Source organism: Streptomyces drozdowiczii (assembly GCF_026167665.1).
Classification (GTDB): Bacteria; Actinomycetota; Actinomycetes; order Streptomycetales; family Streptomycetaceae; genus Streptomyces; species Streptomyces drozdowiczii_A.
Window position 1 is genome coordinate 6,161,693 of the sequence record NZ_CP098740.1, and the last position, 23,718, is coordinate 6,185,410.

Below are 23,718 nucleotides of genomic sequence, written 5' to 3' on the forward strand. Positions count from 1 at the left end.
CATCCCATGGAGGGGCAGAGACTGCTGCTGGTCGGGGTGGGCATGACCGGACGGCCCTACCTCGAAGCGGCCCGGCGCCTCGGCGTACGGGTCCACGCCGTGGAGACGGAGCCGAGGGCCGCGGACCTGGCCGGGGTCGCCGACGACGTCACGGTCTGCCGGGGCGGCTCGGACGAGCTGTGGTACGAGGCCGCCAGCGCGGCGGTGCGCCACGCACGCCCTGACGGCGTGGTCGCCTTCAGCGAACCCCATGTCCTGGCCGCCGCTCTCGTCCAGGACGAACTGGGCCTCCCCGGACCCTCGTTGAGGGCCGCCGTCCTGTCGCGCAACAAGGCGCTCCAGCGGGGCCGGTTCGCCGCCGCGAGCATCGGCCAGCCCGACTTCATGGTCGCCGACCGGCTCGGCGACGGCCGCGACTGGGCCGCCGAACGCCTGCCCGTCGTCGTCAAGCCGCTGTCCTCCGCGGGCAGCGCGGGCGTCGAACTCGTCATGGACCAGGGCGCGTTCGAGAAGGTGGTGGCCCGCAGGGACGACGAGGGCCGGCTCCTCGTGGAGCGCGCGGCGGCGGGCCCCGAGTACAGCTGGGAGGCGCTCGTCCGCGACGGCGAGGTGTGGTTCGCCAACCTCACCGCCAAGGAGACCACGGGCCCGCCGTACTTCGTGGAGGTCGCGCACCGCGTCGCCACCGAGGTCGACGCCCCCACCCGCGCCACGGTCGACCGGCTGGGCGCCGAGGTCCTTGCCGCGCTCGGCATGCGCACCGGCATCGTGCACCTGGAGTTCCGCCTCACCGCCCGCGGCCCCTCGGTCATGGAGGTCGCCGTGCGCACGCCGGGCGACCACCTGATGGACCTGCTCGGCGACGCGTACGGCATCGACTGGTACGAGATGGTCGTGCGCCTGGCCCTGGGCGCCGACCTGCCGGGCCCCCGGCCGCCCCGCTGCGCCGCACCGCAAGCTACCTGCCCGCGGCCCGCCCCGGCACCGTCACCGAGATCCGCGGCCTCGACGAGGTGCTGGCCCACCCGCACGTCGTGGCGGCGCGGGTGACGGCGGCACCCGGGGACGCGGTCGCCCCGGCCCGCTCCTCCGTCGAGCGCGTCGGCCATGTGCTGCTCTCGGCCCCCGACCCCGGCTCGCTCGAGGTCGCCCTCGACGACGTGCGCAGCACGCTGCGGGTGGCGACGCGCCTCGGCGCGCCCTGATGGCGGGCGGTACGGCCGCGCCGGGCCTGCGGGACGCCCGGGTCAGGGCGGCCGTCGAACTCGACCACGCCCGCGCCCGCGAGTACGCGGGGCTGCACGAGTACGACGGCGTCCTCCAGGACCTGTCGCCCGCCGGAGTGTCCGCGGCCCTCGCCCGCCTCGGCACCGGCCCGCTCCCGGCCGACCCCTTCGACGCCGAGGTGCTCGCGGTCCACGAGGACGGCCTGCGCGCCCGCTTCGGCGAGGCCCTGCTGCACCGCCGCGACCCGCTGCTCCACCTGGCCGCCATGGACCTGGCCTGCTACGACCGGGAGTACGCCCCGGCCGGGGAGCGCCGGCGCGCCCGGCTGCGCCACCTGGCGGCCTGGCCCGACGCGGTGGAGCACGCGGTGGCCGCGCTCGACCGGGTCCCGGCCCCGGTGGCGCTGGCCGCCCTGCCCGCGCTGCGGGGCCTGGCGCAGGACGCGGCCGACGACGCGCCCGCCCTGGCGGCGGTGCGCCGCCTGGTCGCCCACGTCGAGGCGGCGGCGGCCGGGGGCGACCCGTCGGCCGCGCTGGGCGAGGCCGTGTTCCTGCGCCTGCTGGGCGCGGGCGAGGCCATGACGTACGACACCGGCGCGCTGACGGCCGCGGCCGAGGCCGAACGCGCCCGCCTGTGGGCCCTGCTGGAGGACGCGGTGGAGCGCCTTGAGCCGGGCGGGCGGGTGCGCGAGGTCGTCCCCGCCCTGCTGGCGGACCACCCGGCCACCACCGAGGGCGTGTTCACGGCGGCCCGGGCGCTGCTCGGCGAGGTCACCGGCTTCGCGGTCGCGCGCGACCTGATCGCGGACCCGGGCGGCCGGTGCGAGGTGGGCCCCGCCCCGGCCTCGCGCGCCTACGCGCAGGCGATGATGTCCTGGTCGGCGCCGTACGAACAGGACGCGCCCAGCTGGTACTACGTCGTACCGCCCGACCCCGGCTGGCCGCCGCACGAGGCCGCCGAATGGCTCGCGGTCTTCAGCTCCACCTCACTGCCCGCCATCACGGTCCACGAGGTCACCCCGGGCCACTACGCCCATGGCCGCGCCCTGCGCGCCCTCACCAGCGACGTGCGCAGGTCCCTGGAGTCCCCGGCCTTCGTCGAGGGCTGGGCGCACTACGCGGAGGAGTTGTACGTCGAGGAGGGCTTCCGGGACCACGACCCGCGCTACGTCGTCGGCACCGCCCTCGAAGCACTGCTCCGCGTCACCCGCCTGTTCTGCGCCATCGGCCTGCACACCGGCGCCCTGACCACCGAGGAGGCCACCGCGCGCTTCGAGGCGGACGCGTTCCTGCGGGGCCGCTCCGCCCGCGCCGAGGCCCTGCGGGGCGCGGTCGAGCCCACGTACGGCCGCTACACCCTGGGCAAGTCGGAGATCCTGCGGGTGCGTGCCCTGGCACGCACCGGCTGGGGCCACCGCTACACCCACCGCCGCTTCCACGACACGCTGCTGTCCCTCGGCATGCCCCCGATCGGCCTGCTGGAGAGGGCGGTCGTGGGCGACCTCGCCCCGCGCGGGGGCGCGGCGCAGGCGCCGTAGACGACCACAACCGCGCGCGGCGGACCACCTTTCACTTCAGGTCATTGCCTCATGGGTAGGCGACCACATTGCTGGGAGTGGTGTTCGAGGCGGTCACCGCCCCCGTGTCGTTGATGACGTGGGTGATGGTGCCCACGCCGCCGAGTGAGACCGTCAGAGCGTTGTGGAACTTCACGCCGGGGGTGTTGGGCACTTCGAAGGCGTGGTAGCTGTTCACCGCGGGGTTGACGTTGAAATAGCAGTAGCTGCCGAGTCCCCACGCCTCGTGGGTGGTGACGCCCGCGCCCACCTTGTAAGCGGCATATCCGTTGACCCCTGCCGCACTCATCCACGCGCCCTGATTGGGCACGTCGTACGGCATCTCGTTCTGGAAGAAGATCGTCTTGCCGTTCTGGCCGTTCCAGACGACTTCGTGCTTCTGGTAGTGCTCGACGAAGAGACCGGTTGCCAGAACGCTGCTGCCGTTGACGATCACGCCGGTGTCCGCCGTGTTGGTCGTCCAGCCGAAGCTTCCTGCCTTGCCGTGGTCGGCCCGCCAGGCCCAGATGTGGTCGACGATCACGTTGTTGCTGTTGACGATCAGGCTGGTCGTCGCCTTGCCGGCGATCTGGCCACCGATCCGGAAGAACACGTCCTGGACGGTCGTCGGGTTGCCCGCGTGGCTCGCGGACGATCCGGACGGGCCGACGGTCAGCAGCGCCGCCGAGTTGGTGGTTCCTGCGTCGATCAGCAGGCCCTTGAGACGGACTCCGTCCACGTCGGCGACCTGGATCGCGTTGACGCCGTTGTCCGGGACGAAGGTCGGGTAGCCGATGCCGAGGACGACCGTGTTGGGCCGGGTGATGTTCAGCGTCTGGTTCAGGTGGTAGACGCCCGGCGTGACGAACAGGTTGCAGCCCTGGGAAAGGGCGTTGTTGATGGTCGCGGCAGTGTCGCCGGCCTTGACCACGTAGAACTGGCTCATCGGCTGCGAGGTGCCGGGAGTGCTGCCGTTCGCCCAGCTCGCCCCCGATGCGCTGGTGCGCAGCGACGGAAGGAACACGCGGTATTTTCCGGCGCCGTCGACGTACAGATACGGCACGTCACGGGAGACCGGGGTGGTGGCCAGGGTGGTCTCGGGCGGGTTGGGGAAGGTGTTCGCGGGAGCACCGACGGTGCCGGAGAAGACCATGTTCCACACGCCGCCGGCCCAGCTGCCCAGGTTGCTGTCCCGGGTGTACCACTGCTGCTGCGAGATGGACGCCGCCTGGCCGCTGACTTTGGTGTCGGCGATGTAGCCGCCGCTCGCCCAGCCGTAGCTGGCCGGGTAGAGCTGCAGGTCGCCGCGGACGTCGATCCGGCGGAACGGGGCCGCCTGCGCCACGGCCCAACGGTTCCCACCCACCGGATTGATGGCCAGATTCTCGGCCGAGCGCCAGAAGTTCTGCGTCGCGTTGCCGGCGTCCGAGGCGTTGAAGGCGTCCACGGTGACGTGTCCGTTGATCGTCACGTCACCCGGATTCTGTCCGAGACCCGCCACCGAGGTGTAGTAGCCGACATTGTCGTCGACGGCGTACGTACCCGGCTTGAAGAGCTGTGCCACTCGGTTCTCGCTGAACTGCGCGGAGGCGGTGTCCTTCATCTGGGCGAACTGCGCGTCGAGCTGCGCCTGAATGGTGGCACTGGACATGCTCGGGTCGTAGATGTGCACGTTCGGGCCGAAGTTCGGCGTGTCCGACTGGGCGGGGCAGCTTGCCGACGCGCCGATCGTGTACGTCGCGCTGGCGACCGCGGAGTCGGCGAGTCCGGACTTGATGGCGATGGCCTTGATGGTGGTGGTGGCCGTGACGCTGATCGGCCCGCTGTACAGAGTGGACGCCGCGGTGGGGGTGGAGCCGTCACGCGTGTAGCGGATGCTCGCGCCCGCGGTCGCGTCGGCGAGCGTCACACTCTGGGCCGATGCGTAGGTGCCCGCCGCGGGAGTGAAGGTGGGTGTGGCAACAGTGCCGGTTCCACCACCGCCCTGGGTGTACGTGAAGTGGGGTGTGTCGTACTGCGGCCCGCTCTTCTCGTAGGTGAACCAGTACTCCAGGACCGTTCCGTTGGCGAGCGAGCCGACGGTCTGGGTCCATGTGCCCGCATTGTTCGTCATACGGACGTTCTGTTGGTTGGCGCTGTTGACCAGGTAGTGCACATCTACGTAGACCGCGGACGTGGCCGGTGTGAACGCGATCTGAGCTTGTGTGGAGCTCAGTTGAGCGACGCTCTGGGTGTAGTCGGGCGCGGCTGCCGACGCGGGAGCGGCGCTCTGATCGAGGCCGAGCAGTCCGACGAGCGCGAGTATGAGGGCACTCAGTAGAGCGATGACGCGGTGCTTCGGACCTTGCAGGGATCTCATGCGGCCGGGTGGGACGGTTGTGCGCATGGGGGGAGTCCTTTCACCTGGTTTTGTGAAGTGAACACCGGATCAACGCTGCGGAGGACAGGTGCAGACGGTCTCGACACTGTGCGGGCATCGCCTTGCCAACTCTGCGGACCTTTGAATGAACCTCTTGAAAACGCTCTCAATCTACGGATGAGCGAGGTGCTGGCGCCGTCAAGGCAGTGTTGGGTGACAGGGGTGAGCCGTCAAGAAGATGCACAGGCTTCAAGTCTTGAACGCTTTTTGCGCGCTGTGCCCGCTTGAGCCGCAGTGTGGCCTGAAGGACCAGCAATCCGATGGTGGCGGCCCGCGATGTCGGGTACTGATGTGCATCGGCTGTGACATGGCGGCCGTCGACAAACACCCGGGATCGCCCATGACCTCTGAACAGCCTTCGGGCCTCCACGCGCCCGTTCTCCTCGATCGGTCCGGCGGGCGCTACCCGCTGGACGATCCGCGCTGGCGGGGTGACGACGGGGGACCTCTCGCCGTCAGTGCCCTGCCGGGGCTGCGGCCGGAGCAGATCGATGGCGCCGAGCGGTCGCTCTGGCGTTACCGGGCCGCCCTTCCCGTGCCGGCCGGCCGGCGGGTGAGTCTCGGGGAAGGCTGTACGCCGATGATCCCGGTCGACTGGGGCGGGCGGCGGGTCCACTTCAAGCTGGAGTGGTTCAATCCGACCTCCAGTTTCAAGGACCGGGGGTGTCCGTGATGGTCTCCCACCTCGTGGCGCAGGGTGTCGACCGGGTGCTGGAGGACAGTTCGGGGAACGGCGGTTCCGCCGTGGCCGCCTACGCCGCCGCTGCCGGGATCCGCGCCAAGATCATCGTCCCCGCCGCCACCTCGGCGGCCAAGATCCTCCAGGCCCGGGCGTACGGGGCCGAGATCGAGCTCGTGGAAGGCACCCGCGACGAGGTCTCGGAGGAGGCGGTCCGGCAGTCGGAGCGGATTCCGTACGCCAGCCACAACTGGCACCCCATGTTCATCCAGGGCACCAAGACCGTCGCCTACGAGATGTGGGAGTCCCTGGGCTTCACGGCGCCCGACAACGTGGTCCTCGTGGCCGGGGCCGGCAGCAACGTCATCGGGTGCGACCTCGCCTTCGGCGAGCTGCTCGCCGCCGGGCAGATCGACCGGCGTCCGCGCCTCTTCGTCGGGCAGCCCGAGCACTGGGCGACCATCGCCGACACGTTCAACGGCATCGACCCGGCCTCGCGCGGCGAGCGGGTGCCGACCATCGCCGAGGGCGCGTCCATCGCCCGCCCGGTCCGGCTGCCCGAGGCGGTGGAGGCCGTTCGCCGCTCCGGCGGAGCCGCGTACGCCGTGCCCGAGGCGGAGATCCACGCCGCCGTCCGCGCCCTGAGCGCGCGCGGCCTGTACGCCGAGCCGACCAGCAGTGTCGCCGCGGCGACCCTCGACCACTTCATCGCGTCCGGCGAGATCGCACCGGACGAGACGACCGTCGTCGTGCTCACCGGCGCGGGGCTCAAGTCCGCCGAGAGGATGGCCGCGGTCTTCGCCGGTTACGGTGACGGCGTCCGGGAAGCGGACAGCACCGAGTAGCCGTGCCGACGAGCAGGGGATCCATGATGAGCGAACCGGCCAAGCCCGAGGTCGAGGTGCCGGAGGGCGCCGCGCCCACCGAGTTGACGATCCGGGACCTCGTGGTGGGAGAGGGGCCGGAGGCACTGCCCGGGAGGGTGGTGCGGGTCCACTACGTCGGCGTCACGTTCGCGTCCGGCAGGGAGTTCGACTCCTCCTGGGAGCAGGACCGGCCGTTCAAGTTCGCCATCGGCGGCGGCAAGGCCATCAAGGGCCTGGACCGCGGCCTGCGCGGTATGAGGGCGGGCGGTCGGCGCGAGATCATCGTTCCCCCGCGTCTCGGCTACGGCAAGCAGTCACCGTCCGCCTTCATCCCGCCGAACTCGACCCTGGTCTTCGTCGTGGACCTGCTCACCGTGGTGGGCCCGGGCGGCTCGGCCTGAACCCGGCGCGGACTACCGGCCGCCCCGCCGCCGACGCGCGCGCTCGAACTCGGCGTGGTCCGACATCCACGTACCCAGCCCGTCGAGCGCGGCGCAGCCGCCCCGGACGAAGGCGCTCACCAGGCGCCGGTACCCGCTCATCCCGTCGACCAGGCTGTACTCGACGCGGTACTCCGGATCGGCCCCGCCCCGGCCCTCGCGCACGGTCGTGATCCGGGCGATCGAGTCCGCGTAGAAGTGGACCTGGACCCCCTCGCCCCGCTCCTCGTCCTCGATCGTGAAGACCTCGTTGCCCGAGGCGACACGGTCCTCCACGAACTCCCAGAACGCCACGGCGGCGGTACGGGGACCGCCCGGGCGCCACGTCCGCTCGGCGCCCTTGTCGTCGGTGAACGAGAGGGCCCCGCGGCCGTCGGCCGCCTCCTCGTAGGCTTCCAGGGGCGTGCTCCTGGCGCGGTCGACGGCCTCCGAGCACATCAGGAAGCCCAGGGTGCGCACCGCGTCAGCGGCGAGTTCCGGGTGCGCCCGGCGTACGGCCGACTCGACCGCCGCCGCCATCCGCTCCCAGTCCCGCTTGTCCGTGCCGCGCCTGCCCCGCCGCGGGTCGCGGCCGATCCGCAGACCGGCGCACGCGCGTTCCGCGGTGGCGACCACCCGCATGACCTCGGGCAGCAGCGCCGGCTCGACGGCGTCGGGCAGCCGCCTCGGGAGGGTCGCGCCGTGCACGTACTGGCCCGTGTACCTCAGCACCGCCGCGTCGAGCGGACCGAGTACGGTGCCGCGCTCGGCCCGACGGCGCTCGGCCCGGTACTCCTGGGCCCGGTTCGCGTCCGACGCCTCGGTCGCCGTACGCATCGCCGCACAGACCTGGCCCTGTTCGAGCAGGTCGATGCCGGCCCCGTGGGCGACGAGCCGGCCCTTGTCCCAGGGGATGCGCCGGAAGTACGCGTCGACCTCGGCGGGTGCGGCGAGAAGGACCGGGTCCAGGAGCGCGACGGCGGCGTCCTCATCGAGCCGGCCCCGCGTCCCGGCCGCGTCGCACAGCGGCAGCACCGCACTCCACAGCAGCAGGTGCCTGCCCAGGTCCTCCCGGATCACCGCGAGATGCTCCTCCCCGATCGGGAACGTGAACGTCCGGGGCTCGTGATTGGCATCCGCCCCGGCCCCGAGCGTCAGCTTCAGCACCCCGTCCTCGCGGACCACGCGCGGGATCCAGCCACTCCCACGCGTGAATACGACCTCGCTCATGGCGTCAGTCTTCCCCACGGTCCCGGCTCCTGGAGGAGGCGCCCCCGTCGTCCAGCACGAAGGACCGGATGTGGGCGCTCAGCTCCGCGGGCCGGTCCTCGGGGATCAGGGTGTAGCTGTCCTCGATCTCCACCAGCCGGCCCTTGGGCAGCAGCTCGGCGAGTCTGCGCCCGTGCTCCGGGGGCATCACCTTGTCCTCGGCCGCCCACACCACGAGGGCGGGCCGGTCGAAGTCCCGCAGCTTCTCCGTCCAGCCCAGCAGTTCGTTCTTCGGCGGGACGCCCAGCACGTACTTGCGCAGGTCCCGGCGGATCTCCCCGGAGGTCCACAGCGGGGTGAACCAGGCGTCCATCACCTCGTGCGGCACCGGGCGCTTGGTCATCCAGCCCCAGGTCACGGGCAGCCGGCGCATCGGCTTCAGCTTCAGCAGCTTGAAGGCGAGGCCGATGCCGCCCGGCAGCTTCGCCGAGGCGTACAGGTTCCTGCCCGGCACGCCCGGCGGGAAGTTGTCGAACGCCTCGCACGACGTGATGACGAGCCGCCCGATCCGCTCGTCCCTGCCCTCGGAGACCAGGGCCAGCGCACCACCCCAGTCGCTCATCACCAGCGTGACGTCGCGCAGGTCGAGCCGGTCGAGGAACTCGGCGACCAGCCGGGCCACGCCCGCGACCGACAGGTCGGCGTCGGGGCGCATCGGCCGGCGGTGGCCCCCAGCGGCAGCGTCGGCACCACGCAGCGGACATCGGATCGCAGGGGCTCCACCACGTTCCGCCACAGGGAGCCGTCCATCGCCACACCGTGCAGCAGGACCACGACCGGCCCCTCGCCGCCGGTGTCCAGATACTCGACCGTCCCGGCCGAAAGGTCTGCCTCAGCCATGTCCCATCGCCTCCCCGTACGCGCGTCCACCGTCTCCCTGAGGAATCTGTCACCGCCGGGGAGGTCGGGCGGCGGGTTTCGGCCATACGGATCGGCCCCGCCGGGAACACCTGGTCCGGTCGGGGCGGTTGCATGTCAGGGGGCCCGGTGCGTCCGTCGTGCCCCCGTACCGCATGCTTGTTTCCGCTGGAGGACTGTGTGATGACTGACCGGCCGCTGACCCTCATGGCAGTGCACGCCCACCCCGACGACGAGGCCACCGGGACCGGGGGCGTGCTCGCCCGGTATGCGGCGGAAGGCATCCGCACGGTGCTGGTGACCTGTACCGACGGCGGTTGCGGGGACGGGCCGGGAGGCGTGAAGCCGGGTGATCCCGGGCACGACCCGGCGGCCGTCGCCGTGATGCGCCGCCGGGAGCTGGAGGCCAGCTGCGAGGTCCTGAAGATCAGCGATCTGGAGATGCTCGACTACGCCGACTCCGGGATGATGGGCTGGCCGGCCAACGACGCGCCCGGCTCCTTCTGGGGCACGCCCGTGGAGGAGGGCGCCGCCCGGCTCGCCGAGCTGATGCTCCACTACCGGCCCGACGTGGTCGTCACCTATGACGAGAACGGCTTCTACGGACACCCCGACCACATCCAGGCCAACCGCATCACGATGGCCGCCCTGGAGATGACCGGGCTGACGCCCAAGGTCTACTGGACGACGGCACCGCGCTCGATGATGCAGCGCTTCGGCGAGATGATGCGCGAGTTCGGGGAGGACCTGCCGGAGCCCGACCCGGAGGAGGCCGCCGCGATGGCGGAGATCGGCCTGCCCGACGACGAGATCACCACCTGGGTCGACACCACCGCGTTCAGCGGCCAGAAGTTCGACTCCCTGGCCGCGCACGCCAGCCAGGGCGAGAACATCTTCTTCCTGAAGATGGGCAAGGAGCGGTTCGGCGAGATGATGGGCGTGGAACCCTTCGTGCGCGTCAGGGACACCACCGACGCCCCCTCCCCGAGAACGACCTCTTCGCCGGACTGCGCTGACCTCCGGGCCGCCCGGCCCCGTCCTCCGGCTCACACCCCGCCCGGGTGTGAGCCGGAGGGCGTACTCAGTGCTCGCAGAGGGAGAACTCCCGCTCGAACAGCTGCTCGTTGTGCTCGTCCACGAAGAACTTCCGCTCCCGCATCAGCTCTTCGCGGTACGCCTTCGCCTCCTCCAGGGTCATGGTCGAGGTCCCGGCCCAGGGCTGCTGCGGCGCCACGTCGGAGGTCGAGACGATCGTCTCCGACGGGTCCACCAGGAAGAAGGCCACGATCTTGCGGTGCCCGGCGCGGCTCGGGTCCGCGAGGCGGAACGAACCGACGCGGTGCTGGAGGACGTTGGGGAACGCCAGACAGCGCCCGGCCGGGGTCGCGGCCGAGCCCAGCACCTGGTTCAGCGGACCCTCGTCGTCCAGGCCGTACACGTCGCTCACGCCGTTGTGGTCGTTCTGCTCGTAGTCCGGATCGTCGACCGCGGCACGGAAGCTCAGCCGGCTGTCCGTGATGTTCTCGCTGTCCCAGTAGTAGATGCCGGTCGACACGATCCGCTCGTTCAGCATCCCCTCGACGTGCCAGGAACCACCGGCGTACTCGGGCTTCTCGGGCGTCAGGTGGATGGTCGCCAGCTTGGCGACGACCTGGAGCCGGCGACCGCGCAGGACGACCCGGTCGGACGCGTCGACCGGCTCGGGCGCGGTGAATTCGGGGGCGTCCGGGACGACCGGGCGACGGTTCTGGTACCAGTCGTCAAGGGCCAGCTCGTACGCTTCGACCGCCTCGTCGTACGCCGCCCCGTCGCCGAAGTCGTCCTCGTCCGGATGCTCCGGCTCCGAGTCGTACCAGCCGTACGGGTCGGCCTCGATCCGCGGGGGCCGCGGACGGCGCAGATCGGTGAGCACGTTCTCCCACAGCGGCAGCATCCGCGTGACCAGCTCCGGCAGGACGGCGGCCAGCTCCCGGTGGTCCTCGGGGTGGACGTTGTTCACGTACGAGAGGAAGGCGGCCTCGCCGTCCGCGCTGACGTCGACGTCCGTGGGCAGCCACTGGAACCGGTCCGAGAACTCGTACGCCGAGTAGTGGCTCGTCGGGTTCTCCCAGGCCCGCTCCGGGCCGCCGCTCACGTCCCGTACCAGGCAGAACAGCGAGGGATGCACCAGGTCCAGCACCTGGCCGTCCGATCCCGGATGCCAGTCCCTCTCCTCCTCGGGGACCTCCTCCAGCACCCGGACCGCCTCGCGCAGCCGCGACCGCAGCTCCGCGTCGATCAGCGTGTCCGACTGCCAGACCCCGTCGACGGCGGAGACCTCGATGCCGGTACGGGCGTCCCGCAGCCGCGCGTAGTGCGCCAGTTCGGCCAGCACATAGCGGGCCTGCGCCTCGGTGAGCCCCTGGTCGACCGCCTCCCGCGTCCATCTGGCGGCTATGGCGGTGTCGTGCATCTTCTCGGACCATCCCGGCTTCGCCCGAAGGTGCGCGCTGCACGCGATCATCTCCAGCTCGCGCAGGGTCCGGGGCTCTGCGACCCCGCGGGCGCGGGAGGAGTGGAACGGCAGCAGAAAGGCGGACAGGCCAGTCAACTCTCTTGGTCCTTCCAGGCGGTGAGTGATGGCCGGAAGGTTACGGGAGCCCACTGACACCGCCCCGGGCGCCGGTCAGGGGCGGCGCAGGGCCAGGAGGGTCGCGTCGTCGGTGCAGTGGGGGCCGTCCAGGCGGGCCACGAGCCGTTCGACGTAGTCCTGGAGCCCGGCGTGGCCGGGGCCCGGCGCGGACTCCCGGAAGCAGCTCTCGGCCGCGCCGAGGAAGCGGAGGGTGTCCTGGTCGGGGTCGGCGGGACGGCGCTCGGTCAGCCCGTCCGAGTACATCAGGACGATGTCGCCGGTCTCCAGCTTCGTCTCCGTGGCGTTGTACGTCGTCCCCGGCAGCACGCCCAGGGTCAGCCCGGGCCCTCCGGCGGGCGCCGGCAGCTGAGCGGCGTGGCCTTCCCGCAGCAGCACCGGGCGCGGGTGCCCGGCGCACGTCCAGCGGAGCATGGAGCGCTCGGGGTGGTAGCGGGCGATGATCGCGGTGGCGGTGGACTCGCGGGCGTCCGCGCACGCCACCTCGTTGAGCCACTGCGTCAGCCGCTCCACGGGCTGCGAGGTGTACGCGAGCCCCGCGAGCGCGTAACGGAGCTTGGCCATCAGGGTGACCGCCTCCAGGCCGTGGCCCCGGGCATCGCCCAGCGCGAGCAGCAGCCGCCCGTCGGGCAGCCCGCGGGCCTTGTACCAGTCGCCGCCGACCCCGGCTCCGGGTGCGTCGGGGCGGTAGACGGCCGCCGCCTCCAGACCGTAGCCGTCCAGCTCGTCCTGGAAGTGCGGCAGCACCGCGTCACGCAGGACATCGGCGATCTCCGCCACCGCGTCGGCGCGCTCGTGCTCGCGGCGCGCGGCGCGTTCGGCCCGCTGGGCCGCCTCCCGCCTGCGCCGGTCCGTGGTGACGTCGGTCAGCACCGCCCGCAGGGCCCACACCAGGCCGCCGGGCACGATGCGCACGGGCTCGGCGACCATGCGGAAGACGCGCTCGCTGCCGCGGAGGCGCAGCTCGCACTGGGTGACCCGCTTGCGCAGGAGGACGTCGTACAGCGCCTGGTACAGGGTGGTCAGGCATTCCGGCGCGGTGGCGGCGGCCAGGCCGGACAGGCTGGGCACCGGGGCGCTCTCCGCCAGGCCCAGCACCTGGCGGAACCCCCGGGACGGCTGGATGCCGTCGTCCGCGAGATTCCACTCCGCCCAGCACGTCCGCACCAGCTGCTGGGCCGCGGCGGCCATGCTGAGCCGGCCGCCCGGCTCCCAGGTCAGCAGGAAGTGGTCGCCGCAGGGCGCGACCCGGACCTCCGCGCTGACCCGGACCGGCCCCGTGCGCGTGTTCACCAGCCATTCCACCGTGTCGCTCTGCTGCGGCACACCCAGGCGGCGCGCCTCGGCCAGCATGCGCGGGATCGCCGTGGCGGCCAGCGAGGGGACCCGCTCGAACAGCGACACCGGTCCGGTCCACGGGGGCAGCGCCTCGCCGGGGAACCGGGAAGCCTCGTCGGCGCGGGCCGTGGCGTTGCGGGCGAGGAGGACGACGTCCCGGACCTCGCCGTCCTCGCCGAACACCGGGGTCAGCAGCAGGGCGGCCACCGGGAGGGCGTCGAGCACCTCCTGTCCGGAGGGCGGGGGAGTGGCGAGGGCCTGCGGGGCCCGGGGCACGGTGGCGGGCGCGGGGGGCCCGTACCGCTCGGCGTACCGGGTGACGCGCCGCCGCTGGGCGTCCAGCAGCGCCCGGATCGCCTGGAGTTCCAGACGTGCGCGTGCGCTGCCCGCGGAAGGGGGTTCGTCCACGGGCATGTCGGGCCTCTCGGTGCGGGTGTACGGGCGGCGCCGGAACAGCATCGGGGCGGGGAACCGGGGCCGCCACTCGGTGTACGCCGGGTGGCGGCGGCCCGGTCTGTGTCAGCCCGCGACGGCGAGCGGCCGGCTGTCCACCGAGTCCAGGAAGAGCACCACGGTGTGCAGCGCGCCGCTGGTCGCCGGGCAGATCGCGTACCGGGTCAGCTGCTCGTCCAGCTCGGCCAGGCGCCGGCGCCCCTCGGGCATCCCGGCGCCCCCGGCGGCCAGGACCGCGGCGGCGTCCTCGCGGACGATCCGCAGGGCCAGCGGCCCCTTGTCGCGTACGACCCGCTCGTCGTCCATGGCCGCCATCAGCGTGAGCAGCGCGTCGAGCTGGGCGGTCTCCTCGGCGAGGCCCCGCGCCCGGGCCTCGCGCACGGCGGAGAGCGCCACCTCGGTCGTCCCGAGGTCCCGGAAGCCGCCGGACGGCCCCGCCCGCTCATCGAGGGCGACGGCCCGCATGCAGGCGTCCCGGGGGTCGGCGGCGCCCTGCGCCCAGGCGGCCGTCAGCAGGCAGAGCGCCCGGGCCGCCAGGTCGAAGCCGTGCGGGGACGCGGTGGGCGGCAGCAGCTTCTCGGCCGCGCGGCAGGCGGCGGCGAGCCTCCCGGTGTCCGGCCCGGCCTGGGCGGCCGCGCGCAACGGGCCGTGGAGCCGTGCCCCGACGTCCACGAGCGAGGAGAACACCGAGTTGGCGGGGGTCTGCGCGGTGCGGCAGTCCGGCAGTCCCGGCTTGGGCGTCAGGAACACCTCGCGGGTGAAGGCCGCGACGGCGAGGTCCGCGAGGCCGTCTGCGTCGATCCGGGGCAGGTGCTGAGAGGACATGCGTATCGCTTCCACTGGGCGGCGGGGCTCGGACGGGCCCGGCGCGGGGCCGGGCTCCCGGGGTGATGCCCGCCGCCGCAGGGACAAACCGGGACCAATGTCCCTACGGCGTGGGTCCTTCTCCCCGCACCCGCGCACCTCAGGCGGTCGTCGCCTCCCCGGTCGCCTCCAGATAGGCGCGCCAGCCGCCGTGCTCCGTGATGTCGGTGCCCCCGGCCGCGGCGTGCGGGTCGCACTGGAAGCCGAGGACCCAGCTGCCCCCGGCCACCTCGACGCGGCCCAGGGACATGGGCGCCGGGAGGGCGGCGAGGAAGCGCCCGAGGGCGGCGGGGGAGAGGGTCCAGCGTTCGCCCGTGATCGCGGCGCCGTCGCCCGGCCCCACCCGGACGAGGCCCGGCTTGGGCGGGGCCGTCGCCAGTGCCGTGAGCCGGTAGCACGCGGCGGTGGTCACCTCACCGGCGTACCGGGCACCGGAATCGGTGAGCTGGTGGTTGAGCGGCTGCCCGGTCAGGTGGGCGCCGAACACGGCGAGGTCGATGCCCCCGTCCGGCAGGGGACCCGGCGCCTGTTCCCCGGTGAGCAGGGCGGCGATGTCGATGGCCGGCTGGTCCCGGAACGCGCGGGTGATGACGCTGACGCCGAACGGGCTGCCGTCGGCCTCCCCGGCCGGGACCGCGACGGCCGCCATGTCCAGGAGGTTCACGAAGTTGGTGTACGTGCCCATCCGGGAGTTGAGCACCACCGGATCGGCCAGCACCTCGGCGATGTCCGGGTGCCCGGTGGTCGTCGGCAGCACCAGCGCGTCGTAACCGGACAGGAGACCGTCCGCGTGCACCCGGTACCGGTCCAGCCGTTCCTGGTCGGTGGCCAGCGCATGGGCGGGCAGAGAGGCGGCGGCGAGGATGATGCGGGCCACCGTGGGGTCCGCCGCCGACGGGTTGTCCGCGATGAAGTCACCGACGGACGCGTAGCGTTCGGCCACCAGCGCCCCGTCGTAGAGCAGCCGGGCCGCCTCCAGCAGCGGTGACACGTCCACCACGGCGGTGGTGGCGCCGGCGGCCTCCAACTGCTTGACGGCCGCCGCGAACGCCGCTCGCCCCCCTGGCGACAGCGGGGCGAGGTCTTCGTCCCGGGGCACCGCGATCCGGGGCCGCGCCGGGGCGGCCAGGCGGACGTCGTCGGGCCAGGTCCGACTACGCGGGTCGTGCCGGTCCGCGCCCGTCATGAAGCCCACGGCCGTCTGGGCCTCGGTGAGGGTGCGGGCGAACACCGTGACCGCGTCGTAGGAGCGGGCGGCGGGGATCACGCCGGTGGTGGGCACGATGCCCAGCGTGGGCTTGATGCCGACGATGCCGTTCAGGGCGGCGGGGACGCGACCGGAGCCCGCCGTGTCGGTGCCGAGCGCGATGTCCACGATGCCGAGGGCCACGGCGACCGCCGAACCGGAGCTGGATCCGCCGGAGATCTTCTCGGGCAACAGGGCGTTGCGCACGGCACCGTACGGGCTCCGCGTCCCGACCAGACCGGTGGCGAACTGGTCCAGATTGGTCTTGCCCAGCAGGAGCGCCCCCGCGTCCAGCAGCCGTTGCACGGCCGTCGCGGAGGCGTCCGGGTGGTACGCGAAGCCGGGGCAGCCGGCCGTCGTGGGCAGGTCCGCCACGTCGATGTTGTCCTTGACCGCGAACACGACGCCCGCCAGCGGCAGCGGCTCCCCGGCGGCCAGCCGGGCGTCCAGGGCGGTGGCCTCGGCGAGGACTTCCTCCTCCGGGCGCAGGAGGATCCACACCTCCGGCCGGTCGGTCTCGGCGATGCGGCGGTAGGCGGCGGTGACGCGTGCGGTGCAGCTCTGGGTCACGCTGCTTCCTCTCGTGCGACGACGGCCAGCGGAGTGCCGGCGTCGATCTGCTGTCCGGGGGTGACGAGGACGTCGGTGACGACGCCATGCGCGGGGGCGCGCACCACGACCTCCATCTTCATGGCTTCCAGGACCAGAAGTGCCTGTCCCGGCTCAACTCGGGTGCCGGGCCCGGCTTCCACCTTCCATACGGTGGAGCTGAGCGGGGCCTCGACCAGGCCCGAGCCCGGCGGGAGGGCGAGCGGGGCGGTGGCTTCGGCGGCCGGCTCCGGCTCGGCGCGCGGGGCGAACTCGCCCGCCGCCTCCCAGGCCCGCCGCTCGGTCTCGAAGGCGGCGGACTGGCGGTGCCGGAAGGCGGCGATGTCCGCCGCGTTCTCCCGCAGGAACGCCTCGTGCTCGGCGAGCGAGAAGACGCCCGGGCGGATGTCGAGAGCGGTGCGCCCGGAGGCGAGATCGCCCCGGATGTCCAGGAGTTCGGCCGGATCCACCGGGTGCCAGACGATCCGGTCGAAGAACCGCAGCAGCCAGGGCGTGCCGTCGGCGAAGGAGCGGGGCGGGCGCAGGCCGCCCCAGACCGGGACCGTCCGGCCGATGAGCTGATAGCCGCCGGGGCTCTCCATCCCGTAGATGCACAGGTACGAGCCGCCGATGCCCACCCCCGCCTCCGCCGTCCAGGTGCGCGCCGGGTTGTACTTGGTGGTCACCAGGCGGTGGCGCGGGTCGAGCGGGGTGGCGGCCGGCGCGCCGAGATAGACGTCGCCGAGGCCGAGGACGAGATAGCGGGCGTCGAAGACCGTACGGCGTACGTCCTCCACGCCGGCCAGGCCGTTGATACGGCGGATGAACTCGATGTTGGACGGATTCCAGGGGGCGTCCCCGCGCACCGATGCGGCATAGCGGTCGATGGCCTCGTCCACGGTCGGGTCGTCCCAGGACAGCGGAAGGTGCACCTCCCGGCTGGGCACCCGCAGTTCGGCGGTGGCCGGCAGCTGGTCCTCGGCCTCCCGGAGCAGACCGAGCAGGGTGCGCAGGGGCAGCACGTCCGGATCGGTGTGCAGATGCAGCGACCGTACGCCCGGAGTGGCGTCGACCAGTCCGCGCGGGGCAAGCGCCCGTATGTGCTCGGCGAGGGCGTGGACGCGCATCCGCAGGCCCAGGTCGAGGGTCATCGGGCCGTACTCGACGAGGATGTTGTCGTCGGCGCCCCGCCGGTAGGTGACCTCGGGGGCGGCATCGGTGGCGGGGCGGCGCCCGAGCACGCCGTCGTCACCGTCCGGGCCGCCCGGCGCCGGGAGCGTGAGCAGCGCCGGGGTGCGGCGCAGCGCGTCGGCGGTCCGCTCGGTGACCGGGACGAACTGGACGGTGTCGCCGGGCCGGAGCTGGCCGGTCTTCCACCGCTCGCCGCGCACCACGGTGACCGGGCAGGCGAAACCGCCCAGGCTGGGCCCGTCCGGGCCGAGGATCGCCGGGGTGTCGCCGGTGAGGTTGACCGCGCCCACCGAGTACGCGGTGTCGTGCACGTTGGACGGGTGCAGTCCCGCCTCGCCGCCGTCCGGGCGGGCCCACTCGGGGCGGGGGCCGACGAGGCGCACCCCTGTGCGCGCCGACTGCGCGGAGACCTTCCAGTGCGTCCCGTACACCGTCCCGATGCCGTCCCGGGTGAGGAAGTCCGGTGCGGCGTGCGGCCCTTCGCTGACCGCGATGCGCCAGTGCGCGGCGAAGTGCGGACGCGAGGCGGCCGGGACGGGAGCGGGCGCCGGGGCATCGCTCCCGGGCCGGACGGGCCGCAGCACGTCACCGGTCCGCAGGGCGCGGCCCGCGTGGCCGCCGAAGGCACCGAGGGTGAAGGTGGCCGCGCTGCCCAGGTAGGCGGGGACATCGAGACCGCCGCGCACCAGGACGTAGGTGCGCATCCCGGGGCCCTGCGCGGTGCCGACGTCGAGCAGCTGCCCGGCGGCGAGCTCGACCGGCTCCCACATGGGCGCGGGGAGCCCGTCGACGGTGACCGCGGCCGGGGCGCCGGTGACGCAGACGGTGGCCGGGGCGGAGAAGCGCAGCGCGGGCCCCTCCAGTGTGCATTCCAGGCCGGGGGCGCCCTCCGGGTTGCCGACGGCCGTGTTGCCGAGGCGGAACGAGAGGTCGTCCATCGGGCCGCCCGGCGGGATGCCGACCTCCCAGTAGCCGGTGCGCCCCGGCCAGTCCTGCACGGTGGTCTGCGCGCCCCCGCGTTCCACGTCGATCCGGGGGCGCGGGTCGCGCAGACCGGCCAGGGTCGCCGTGGTGTGCCGGGCGTCGAGCACGACCGGTGCGCGGCAGGCGGCGCGCAGCAGCCCGAGATTGGTCTCCACCCCGTCCACCACCGTCCCGTCCAGGGCCTCGGCCAGCCGGGCGAACGCCTCCGCGCGGGTGTCGCCGGTCGCGACGACCTTCGCGAGCATCGGGTCGTACGCCGTGGAGACGTGCTGCCCGGTCTCCGCCCAGCCGTCCACCCGTACGCCCTCGGGGAAGGCGACCCGGGTCAGCAGGCCGGAGCTGGGGCGGTGGTCCCGGGCCGGGTCCTCGGCGTAGACGCGCGCCTCGACCGCGTGGCCCCGGGCGGGCGGCTCCGTGAGGAACCCGCGCTCGCCGCGCGCCAGTCGCAGCATCCAGGCGACGAGATCGATGCCGTGGATCTCCTCGGTCACCGGATGCTCCACCTGGAGACGGGTGTTGACCTCCAGGAAATACGCCTCCTCGCGCACCGGGTCGTACACGAACTCCACGGTCCCGGCCGACCGGTAGCCCACCGAGGCACACAACTCCCGTGCGGCGGTGTGGAGTACGGAGCGCAGGTGCGGCGGCAGGTCCGGCGCGGGGGCCTCCTCCAGCACCTTCTGGTTGCGCCGCTGGAGGGAGCAGTCGCGGTCGCCGAGGACCACGACGGAGCCGGCGCCGTCCCCGAAGACCTGCACCTCGACGTGGCGGGCGCGCTCCACGTAACGCTCCAGGAAGACCCCGCCGTCGGCGAAGCTGCCCCGGGCCAGCCGCGACACCCGGGCGAAGGCGTCCCGCAGCTCCTCGGGCCCGGCACACGCCTGCATGCCGATGCCGCCTCCGCCGCCGGTCGCCTTGAGCATCACCGGGTATCCGGTCCGCTCCGCCGCGCGCAGGGCGTCCTCCTCGTCGGCGAGGAGCCCGCTGCCGGGCAGCAGCGGCACGCCCGCCGCGAGCGCCGCGGCCCGTGCCGTGTGCTTGGCGCCGAACACCTCCAGCTGGGCGGGCGTGGGGCCGACGAACGCGAGGCCCGCCTTCTCCACGGCGGCGGCGAACTCCGCGTTCTCGGACAGGAAGCCGTACCCCGGATGGACGGCCCCGGCCCCGGTGGCGAGGGCGGCCTCCAGGACCGCGTCGGCCCGCAGATAGCTCTCGGCGGCGGGGGCGGGGCCGAGGCGCACGGCCTCGTCGGCGAGGCGGACGTGCGGGGCGGTGCGGTCGGCGTCGGAGTACACGGCCACCGTACGCAGGCCGAGGGCTTCGGCGCTGCGGATGACCCGGCAGGCGATCTCGCCGCGGTTGGCGATGAGCAGGGTGTCGAACATGACGGCAACTCCTGGGTACGGGGCCGGGGTTCAGGCGAGCGGAGGCTGTGCGGGCAGCAGGTGGTCACCCACGCCGTCGGTGCTCAGGCAGAGCGAGCAGACGACCGCGTCATGGGTGGCGCAGGCGGCGAGGTCGGGGCGTTCGTACGACTGGTGGCAGACGTGGCAGTCGTAGGTCACCGCGCTCGGGTTGCCGTCCGCGTCGAGCATCGGCTCGTCCAGGCCGTCGTCGGTGCGGCGCAGGTAGTACCGGCCCTTGGTGACGTACGCGACCAGGGGCGTCAGCACGAAGGCGATGACGGCGGCGGCGACGGGGGAGTACGGCTGGAGGGTGTCGCCCAGGGCGTGGAAGTACATCGCGATCGACAGGCCGGACGCGGCGGTGAAGGCGATCACGCCTACGGGGTTGACCGCGTACAGCATGCCCCGGCGGAACTCCGGCCGGAGCGGCGAGATGCGCAGCAGGTACTTGTTGACGCCGATGTCGGTGGCGACGGTGACGATCCAGGCGATGGCGCAGTTGGAGTAGAAGCCGAGGATGTCGTTGAGGAAGCTGAACATGTCGGCCTCCATCAGCGCGAGCGCGAAGCCGAGGTTGACCAGGACGAACACCAGCCGGCCCGGGTAGTGCCGGGTGACCCGGGTGAAGGAGTTGGTCCAGGCGAGCGAGCCGGAGTATGCGTTGGTGACGTTGATCTTGATCTGGCTGATGACCACCAGGACCACGGCCAGCGGCACGACCAGCCAGGACGGCAGCATCGCGTCGAAGGCGCCCCGGAACTGCTGGATCGGCTCGGGCGCGGCGTCGGCCCCGACCTCCGCGATGATGTACACGGCGAGGAACACCCCGATGGCCTGCTTGAGCGCGCCGAGCACCACCCACCCGGGTCCGGCCATGACCACGGCGGTCCACCAGCCGCGCTTGTTGGCCTCGGTCCTCGGCGGCATGAAGCGCAGGTAGTCGATCTGCTCGCCGATCTGCGCGATGAGCGAGAGACAGACGCCGGCACCGAGGAGCACGGACGCGGTGTCGATGCCGCCCTGGCCGTCCGTTCCGGCGTACGAGAGGAACCGGTCGACCGTGCCGGGGTCGGTGGCGACCAGATAGACCAGCGGGCCGACCATCAGCAGCAGCCAGACCGGGGTCGTCCACACCTGGAGCTTGCTGAGCGCCGACATTCCGTAGATCACCAGCGGAATGACCATCAGCGTCGAGACGAGATAGCCGAGCCAGAGCGGCAGCCCGAGGCCCAGTTTCAGGCCCTGCGCCATGATCGAGCCTTCGAGGGCGAAGAAGATGAAGGTGAAGCTGGCGAAGATGACACTCGTGAGGACCGAGCCGTAGTACCCGAAGCCGGAGCCACGGGTGATCAGGTCCAGGTCGAGGTTGTACCGGGCGCCGTAGTACGCCAGCGGGAAGCCGGTGGCGAAGATGACGACGGCGGCCACCGCGATCGCCAGCAGCGCGTTCCCGGTGCCGTGGGCCAGGCCGATGCCCGCGCCGATCGAGAAGTCGGCCATGTAGGCGATGCCGCCCAGGGCGGTGGTGGCCACGACGGCGGGGGTCCAGCGGCGGTAACTCCTGGGCGCGAACCGGAGGGTGTAGTCCTCCAGGGTCTCGCTCGTCGCCCGGCTCTCGGTGGTGGTCGGTGGGGTGGACGTCGCGCGTGACTCGGTCGTACTCATGGGCAGCCTCTCGGGGAGCGGTGCGCGGAGGGAAGGCCGTGCTGAGGACGGGCGGGGGCGGACGTCGTCGGCCGCCGGGGTCTCAGATGCGGTCGGCGTGCAGGGCCATCTGCGTCATGGCGCGCCGGGCCCGTTCGAGCACGACGGCCATGGAGTCGCCGACATGGACGTGCAGGGCGCGGTGGCCGTCGGCGAGGCGTCCGTCGCGGACGGCCTCCATGATCGCGATGTGCTCGGTGATGGTGGTGCCGACCCGGTCCGGGGTGAGGAAGTCGTACATCCGGACCCGGCGGATGCGCTCGCCCACGGCCACCAGGGCGTCCGTCAGCGCCGGGTTACCGGAGGCACGGGAGAGCTGGGCGTGGAAGCGCTCGTCCTGGACGACGAAGCGGGGGTCGGGGTCCGGGGGCCGCTCGCGCATGGCGTACCAGCGGTCCAACTCGGCCGTGAGGACGGCCGGATCGTGCCGCACGGACGGGTCGTCGATCGCCCGGGCGATGCCGCGCAGTTCCAGGGTGACCCGGAGTTCGTAGAGATCGCGCAGCTGGGCCAGGTTGGGGATCGTGACGAAGAAGCCGCCGTCGCCGCGCTCGATCAGGCCGTCCGCGAGCAGGCGCGCCAGGGCCTCGCGCACCGGCGTCCTCGACACGCGGAAGCGTGCGGCGAGCCGCGTCTCGGCCAGCCGCTCGCGCGGCCCGAACTCGCCGTCGAGCACGGCCGCGCGCAACTGTCCGTACACCGTCTCGCGGAGCGAGGGCGCGGGCTCCGCGTCGGTGACCCGCGCCGTGTCCGAGGGCGTATACAGCGTCGTATCCAGCGTCGCATCCATGGGCGGAGACGCTAGGAACCGGTTGTTTCGCCGGAGGCCACGGCGGGGTGAACGACTGGTTTCGGGCAGCTCACGGCGGCCCGGGCACACGGCAAAGCGCCCCGTACGCGGGGCGCTTCACCATGGGGGCGGGTGGTCAGCCCTTCGCGCAGGAGACCGTCGGCCAGGTCCAGTTGCCGTTGGACTGGATGGTGACGCCGAAGTTGTTGCCGCTGCCGTTGGGCTTGGCGGTCAGCACCTGGGCGCTGGGGTAGGAGGCGCTGATGTTCCAGGTGGAGAGGATCTTCGCCGGGGAGGGGAGGTTCATGGTCACGGTCCAGTTGCCGGCGCCGGAGACCGCGACGTTGAGGTTGTAGCGGTCGCCCCAGCGCTGGCCGGCGGACAGGGTCGCCGTGCAGCCGCCGGTGTTCCCTCCGCCGTCGCTGCTGCCGTCGGGGGCGACGGCGCGCCCGGTCTGCGGCGAGATCATGCCGGAGCACAGGCCCCGGGCGGTCAGCGACTGGGCGATGCGCGGGATGGCGGCCAGGGTGTTGGCGGGCCATTCGTGCATCAGGATGACCTGGCCGTCGGTGAGGCGCGACACGGCCTGGACGATCGCGTCGGTGCTCGCCCCGTTCCAGTCCTGCGAGTCGACGTCCCAGATCACCTCGGTGAGCCCGTACTTGGCCTCGACGGCCTTGAGGGTGGCGTTGGTCTCCCCGTACGGCGGCCGGAACAGTTTCGGTGTGCCGCCGCCGGCTGCCGCGACGGCCTGCTGGGTCCGGGAGAGCTCCGAGTCGATCTGGGCCTGGCTCTGCTGGGTGAGGTGGGGGTGGGTGTAGCTGTGGTTGCCGACCCACATGCCCGCGTCCACCTGGGCCTTCACCTGCGCCGGGTACGAGGCGGCGAACTGGCCCTCGTTGAACATGGTGGCCCGCAGGCCGTTCTGCCTGAGGGCGTTGAGCAGGGCGGGGGTGTGGTCGTTGGACGGGCCGTCGTCGAAGGTCAGGCCCACGTAGCCGTTGCAGGCGGCGGCCTGGGCCGGGGCGGTCGCCGTGGCGGTCAGCCCCAGGGAACCCGCCGAGGCGAGCACGAGCCCCGCCGCCAGGGCGGCCGGGCGGCGGTGGAAGCGGAGACGCATGAACTGTCCTCCAGGTGAGGGGAGGTCCGGCCGCACGGGCGGCGCGGCCGGGCCTGAGCACGGAGTTTTTGGGCCGCCTCCGGTGGCTGTCAAGAGTTTCGGCAGGTATTTCG

The 23,718-nt window shown here is 72.8% G+C and carries 14 protein-coding genes and 4 pseudogenes; 6 read left to right on the forward strand and 12 right to left on the reverse strand.

What is annotated here, in order from left to right; all coding sequences use genetic code 11:
* Positions 1-6: 6 nt before the first annotated feature.
* The 3 genes from NEH16_RS28085 to NEH16_RS28095 are packed head-to-tail and all read left to right on the forward strand — an operon-like array spanning position 7 to position 2,764.
* The gene (locus tag NEH16_RS28085; protein ID WP_265545718.1) at positions 7-1,050 is read left to right on the forward strand and encodes an ATP-grasp domain-containing protein; all 1,044 of its coding nucleotides are present in this window, start codon (positions 7-9) and stop codon (positions 1,048-1,050) included.
* The gene (locus NEH16_RS28090; RefSeq protein WP_265545720.1) at positions 1,014-1,205 is read left to right on the forward strand and encodes a hypothetical protein; all 192 of its coding nucleotides are present in this window, start codon (positions 1,014-1,016) and stop codon (positions 1,203-1,205) included. Before NEH16_RS28085 ends, NEH16_RS28090 begins: the two co-directional genes overlap by 37 nt.
* On the forward strand, positions 1,205-2,764 hold the full coding sequence (locus NEH16_RS28095) for a DUF885 family protein (protein ID WP_265545722.1): 1,560 nt from the start codon (positions 1,205-1,207) through the stop codon (positions 2,762-2,764). Before NEH16_RS28090 ends, NEH16_RS28095 begins: the two co-directional genes overlap by 1 nt.
* Before the next feature lie 49 nt (positions 2,765-2,813).
* Here the strand turns inward: NEH16_RS28095 and NEH16_RS28100 are convergent, their stop codons facing one another.
* The gene (locus NEH16_RS28100; RefSeq protein WP_374215634.1) at positions 2,814-4,691 is read right to left on the reverse strand and encodes a chitobiase/beta-hexosaminidase C-terminal domain-containing protein; all 1,878 of its coding nucleotides are present in this window, start codon (positions 4,689-4,691) and stop codon (positions 2,814-2,816) included.
* Positions 4,692-4,799: 108 nt separating this feature from the next.
* Positions 4,800-5,168: pseudogene (locus tag NEH16_RS33975) on the reverse strand (hypothetical protein); the annotation flags it as partial.
* Between the two features lie 373 nt (positions 5,169-5,541).
* On the opposite strand from NEH16_RS33975, the pseudogene NEH16_RS28105 reads away from it, so the two are divergent.
* Both NEH16_RS28105 and NEH16_RS28110 read left to right on the forward strand, forming a co-directional pair.
* Positions 5,542-6,725: pseudogene (locus NEH16_RS28105) on the forward strand (threonine synthase).
* Between the two features lie 26 nt (positions 6,726-6,751).
* Positions 6,752-7,147 carry an FKBP-type peptidyl-prolyl cis-trans isomerase gene (locus tag NEH16_RS28110; RefSeq protein ID WP_265547413.1) on the forward strand — a complete coding sequence of 132 codons (396 nt, stop codon included), beginning with the start codon at positions 6,752-6,754 and terminating at the stop codon, positions 7,145-7,147.
* 12 nt (positions 7,148-7,159) lie between these two features.
* On the opposite strand, the gene NEH16_RS28115 is transcribed toward NEH16_RS28110, so the two are convergent.
* Positions 7,160-8,395 (reverse strand): DUF6357 family protein, encoded by a 1,236-nt coding sequence (locus tag NEH16_RS28115; RefSeq protein WP_265545724.1) that lies wholly within the window; start codon positions 8,393-8,395, stop codon positions 7,160-7,162.
* 4 nt (positions 8,396-8,399) lie between these two features.
* Positions 8,400-9,274 (reverse strand): annotated as a pseudogene (locus NEH16_RS28120) (alpha/beta fold hydrolase).
* A gap of 201 nt (positions 9,275-9,475) precedes the next feature.
* Between NEH16_RS28120 and NEH16_RS28125 the strand changes: the two are divergent.
* A pseudogene (locus tag NEH16_RS28125) lies at positions 9,476-10,308 on the forward strand (PIG-L family deacetylase).
* A gap of 65 nt (positions 10,309-10,373) precedes the next feature.
* Here the strand turns inward: NEH16_RS28125 and NEH16_RS28130 are convergent.
* From NEH16_RS28130 to NEH16_RS28165, 8 genes are all read right to left on the reverse strand, one after another.
* Positions 10,374-11,882, reverse strand: coding sequence for a DUF4246 domain-containing protein (locus tag NEH16_RS28130; RefSeq protein WP_265545726.1), 1,509 nt, complete (start codon positions 11,880-11,882; stop codon positions 10,374-10,376).
* Positions 11,883-11,957: 75 nt separating this feature from the next.
* On the reverse strand, positions 11,958-13,718 hold the full coding sequence (locus NEH16_RS28135; protein WP_265545727.1) for a PP2C family protein-serine/threonine phosphatase: 1,761 nt from the start codon (positions 13,716-13,718) through the stop codon (positions 11,958-11,960).
* Between the two features lie 60 nt (positions 13,719-13,778).
* The gene (locus tag NEH16_RS28140; RefSeq protein WP_265545729.1) at positions 13,779-14,537 is read right to left on the reverse strand and encodes a triphosphoribosyl-dephospho-CoA synthase; all 759 of its coding nucleotides are present in this window, start codon (positions 14,535-14,537) and stop codon (positions 13,779-13,781) included.
* A gap of 139 nt (positions 14,538-14,676) precedes the next feature.
* Positions 14,677-16,392, reverse strand: a complete 1,716-nt coding sequence (gene atzF, locus NEH16_RS28145) for an allophanate hydrolase (RefSeq protein ID WP_265545731.1) — start codon at positions 16,390-16,392, stop codon at positions 14,677-14,679.
* Positions 16,389-19,970, reverse strand: a complete 3,582-nt coding sequence (gene uca, locus NEH16_RS28150; protein ID WP_265545733.1) for an urea carboxylase — start codon at positions 19,968-19,970, stop codon at positions 16,389-16,391. Before uca ends, atzF begins: the two co-directional genes overlap by 4 nt.
* A 30-nt stretch (positions 19,971-20,000) precedes the next feature.
* A complete protein-coding gene (locus NEH16_RS28155) occupies positions 20,001-21,656 on the reverse strand; it encodes a purine-cytosine permease family protein (RefSeq protein ID WP_265545735.1) in 1,656 nt (551 codons plus the stop codon).
* An 82-nt stretch (positions 21,657-21,738) separates the two neighbouring features.
* A complete protein-coding gene (locus tag NEH16_RS28160; RefSeq protein ID WP_265545736.1) occupies positions 21,739-22,485 on the reverse strand; it encodes a GntR family transcriptional regulator in 747 nt (248 codons plus the stop codon).
* Between the two features lie 136 nt (positions 22,486-22,621).
* The gene (locus tag NEH16_RS28165; RefSeq protein ID WP_265545737.1) at positions 22,622-23,605 is read right to left on the reverse strand and encodes a polysaccharide deacetylase family protein; all 984 of its coding nucleotides are present in this window, start codon (positions 23,603-23,605) and stop codon (positions 22,622-22,624) included.
* Positions 23,606-23,718: the final 113 nt, after the last annotated feature.

Coding starts and splice junctions, on each gene's coding strand:
- uca (WP_265545733.1), bottom strand. CDS start 19,970: ATGTTCGACACCCTGCTCATCGCCAACCGCGGCGAGATCGCCTGCCGG.
- NEH16_RS28110 (WP_265547413.1), top strand. CDS start 6,752: ATGAGCGAACCGGCCAAGCCCGAGGTCGAGGTGCCGGAGGGCGCCGCG.
- NEH16_RS28085 (WP_265545718.1), top strand. CDS start 7: ATGGAGGGGCAGAGACTGCTGCTGGTCGGGGTGGGCATGACCGGACGG.
- NEH16_RS28115 (WP_265545724.1), bottom strand. CDS start 8,395: ATGAGCGAGGTCGTATTCACGCGTGGGAGTGGCTGGATCCCGCGCGTG.
- NEH16_RS28160 (WP_265545736.1), bottom strand. CDS start 22,485: ATGGATGCGACGCTGGATACGACGCTGTATACGCCCTCGGACACGGCG.
- NEH16_RS28095 (WP_265545722.1), top strand. CDS start 1,205: ATGGCGGGCGGTACGGCCGCGCCGGGCCTGCGGGACGCCCGGGTCAGG.
- NEH16_RS28155 (WP_265545735.1), bottom strand. CDS start 21,656: ATGAGTACGACCGAGTCACGCGCGACGTCCACCCCACCGACCACCACC.
- NEH16_RS28135 (WP_265545727.1), bottom strand. CDS start 13,718: ATGCTGTTCCGGCGCCGCCCGTACACCCGCACCGAGAGGCCCGACATG.
- NEH16_RS28165 (WP_265545737.1), bottom strand. CDS start 23,605: ATGCGTCTCCGCTTCCACCGCCGCCCGGCCGCCCTGGCGGCGGGGCTC.
- NEH16_RS28140 (WP_265545729.1), bottom strand. CDS start 14,537: ATGTCCTCTCAGCACCTGCCCCGGATCGACGCAGACGGCCTCGCGGAC.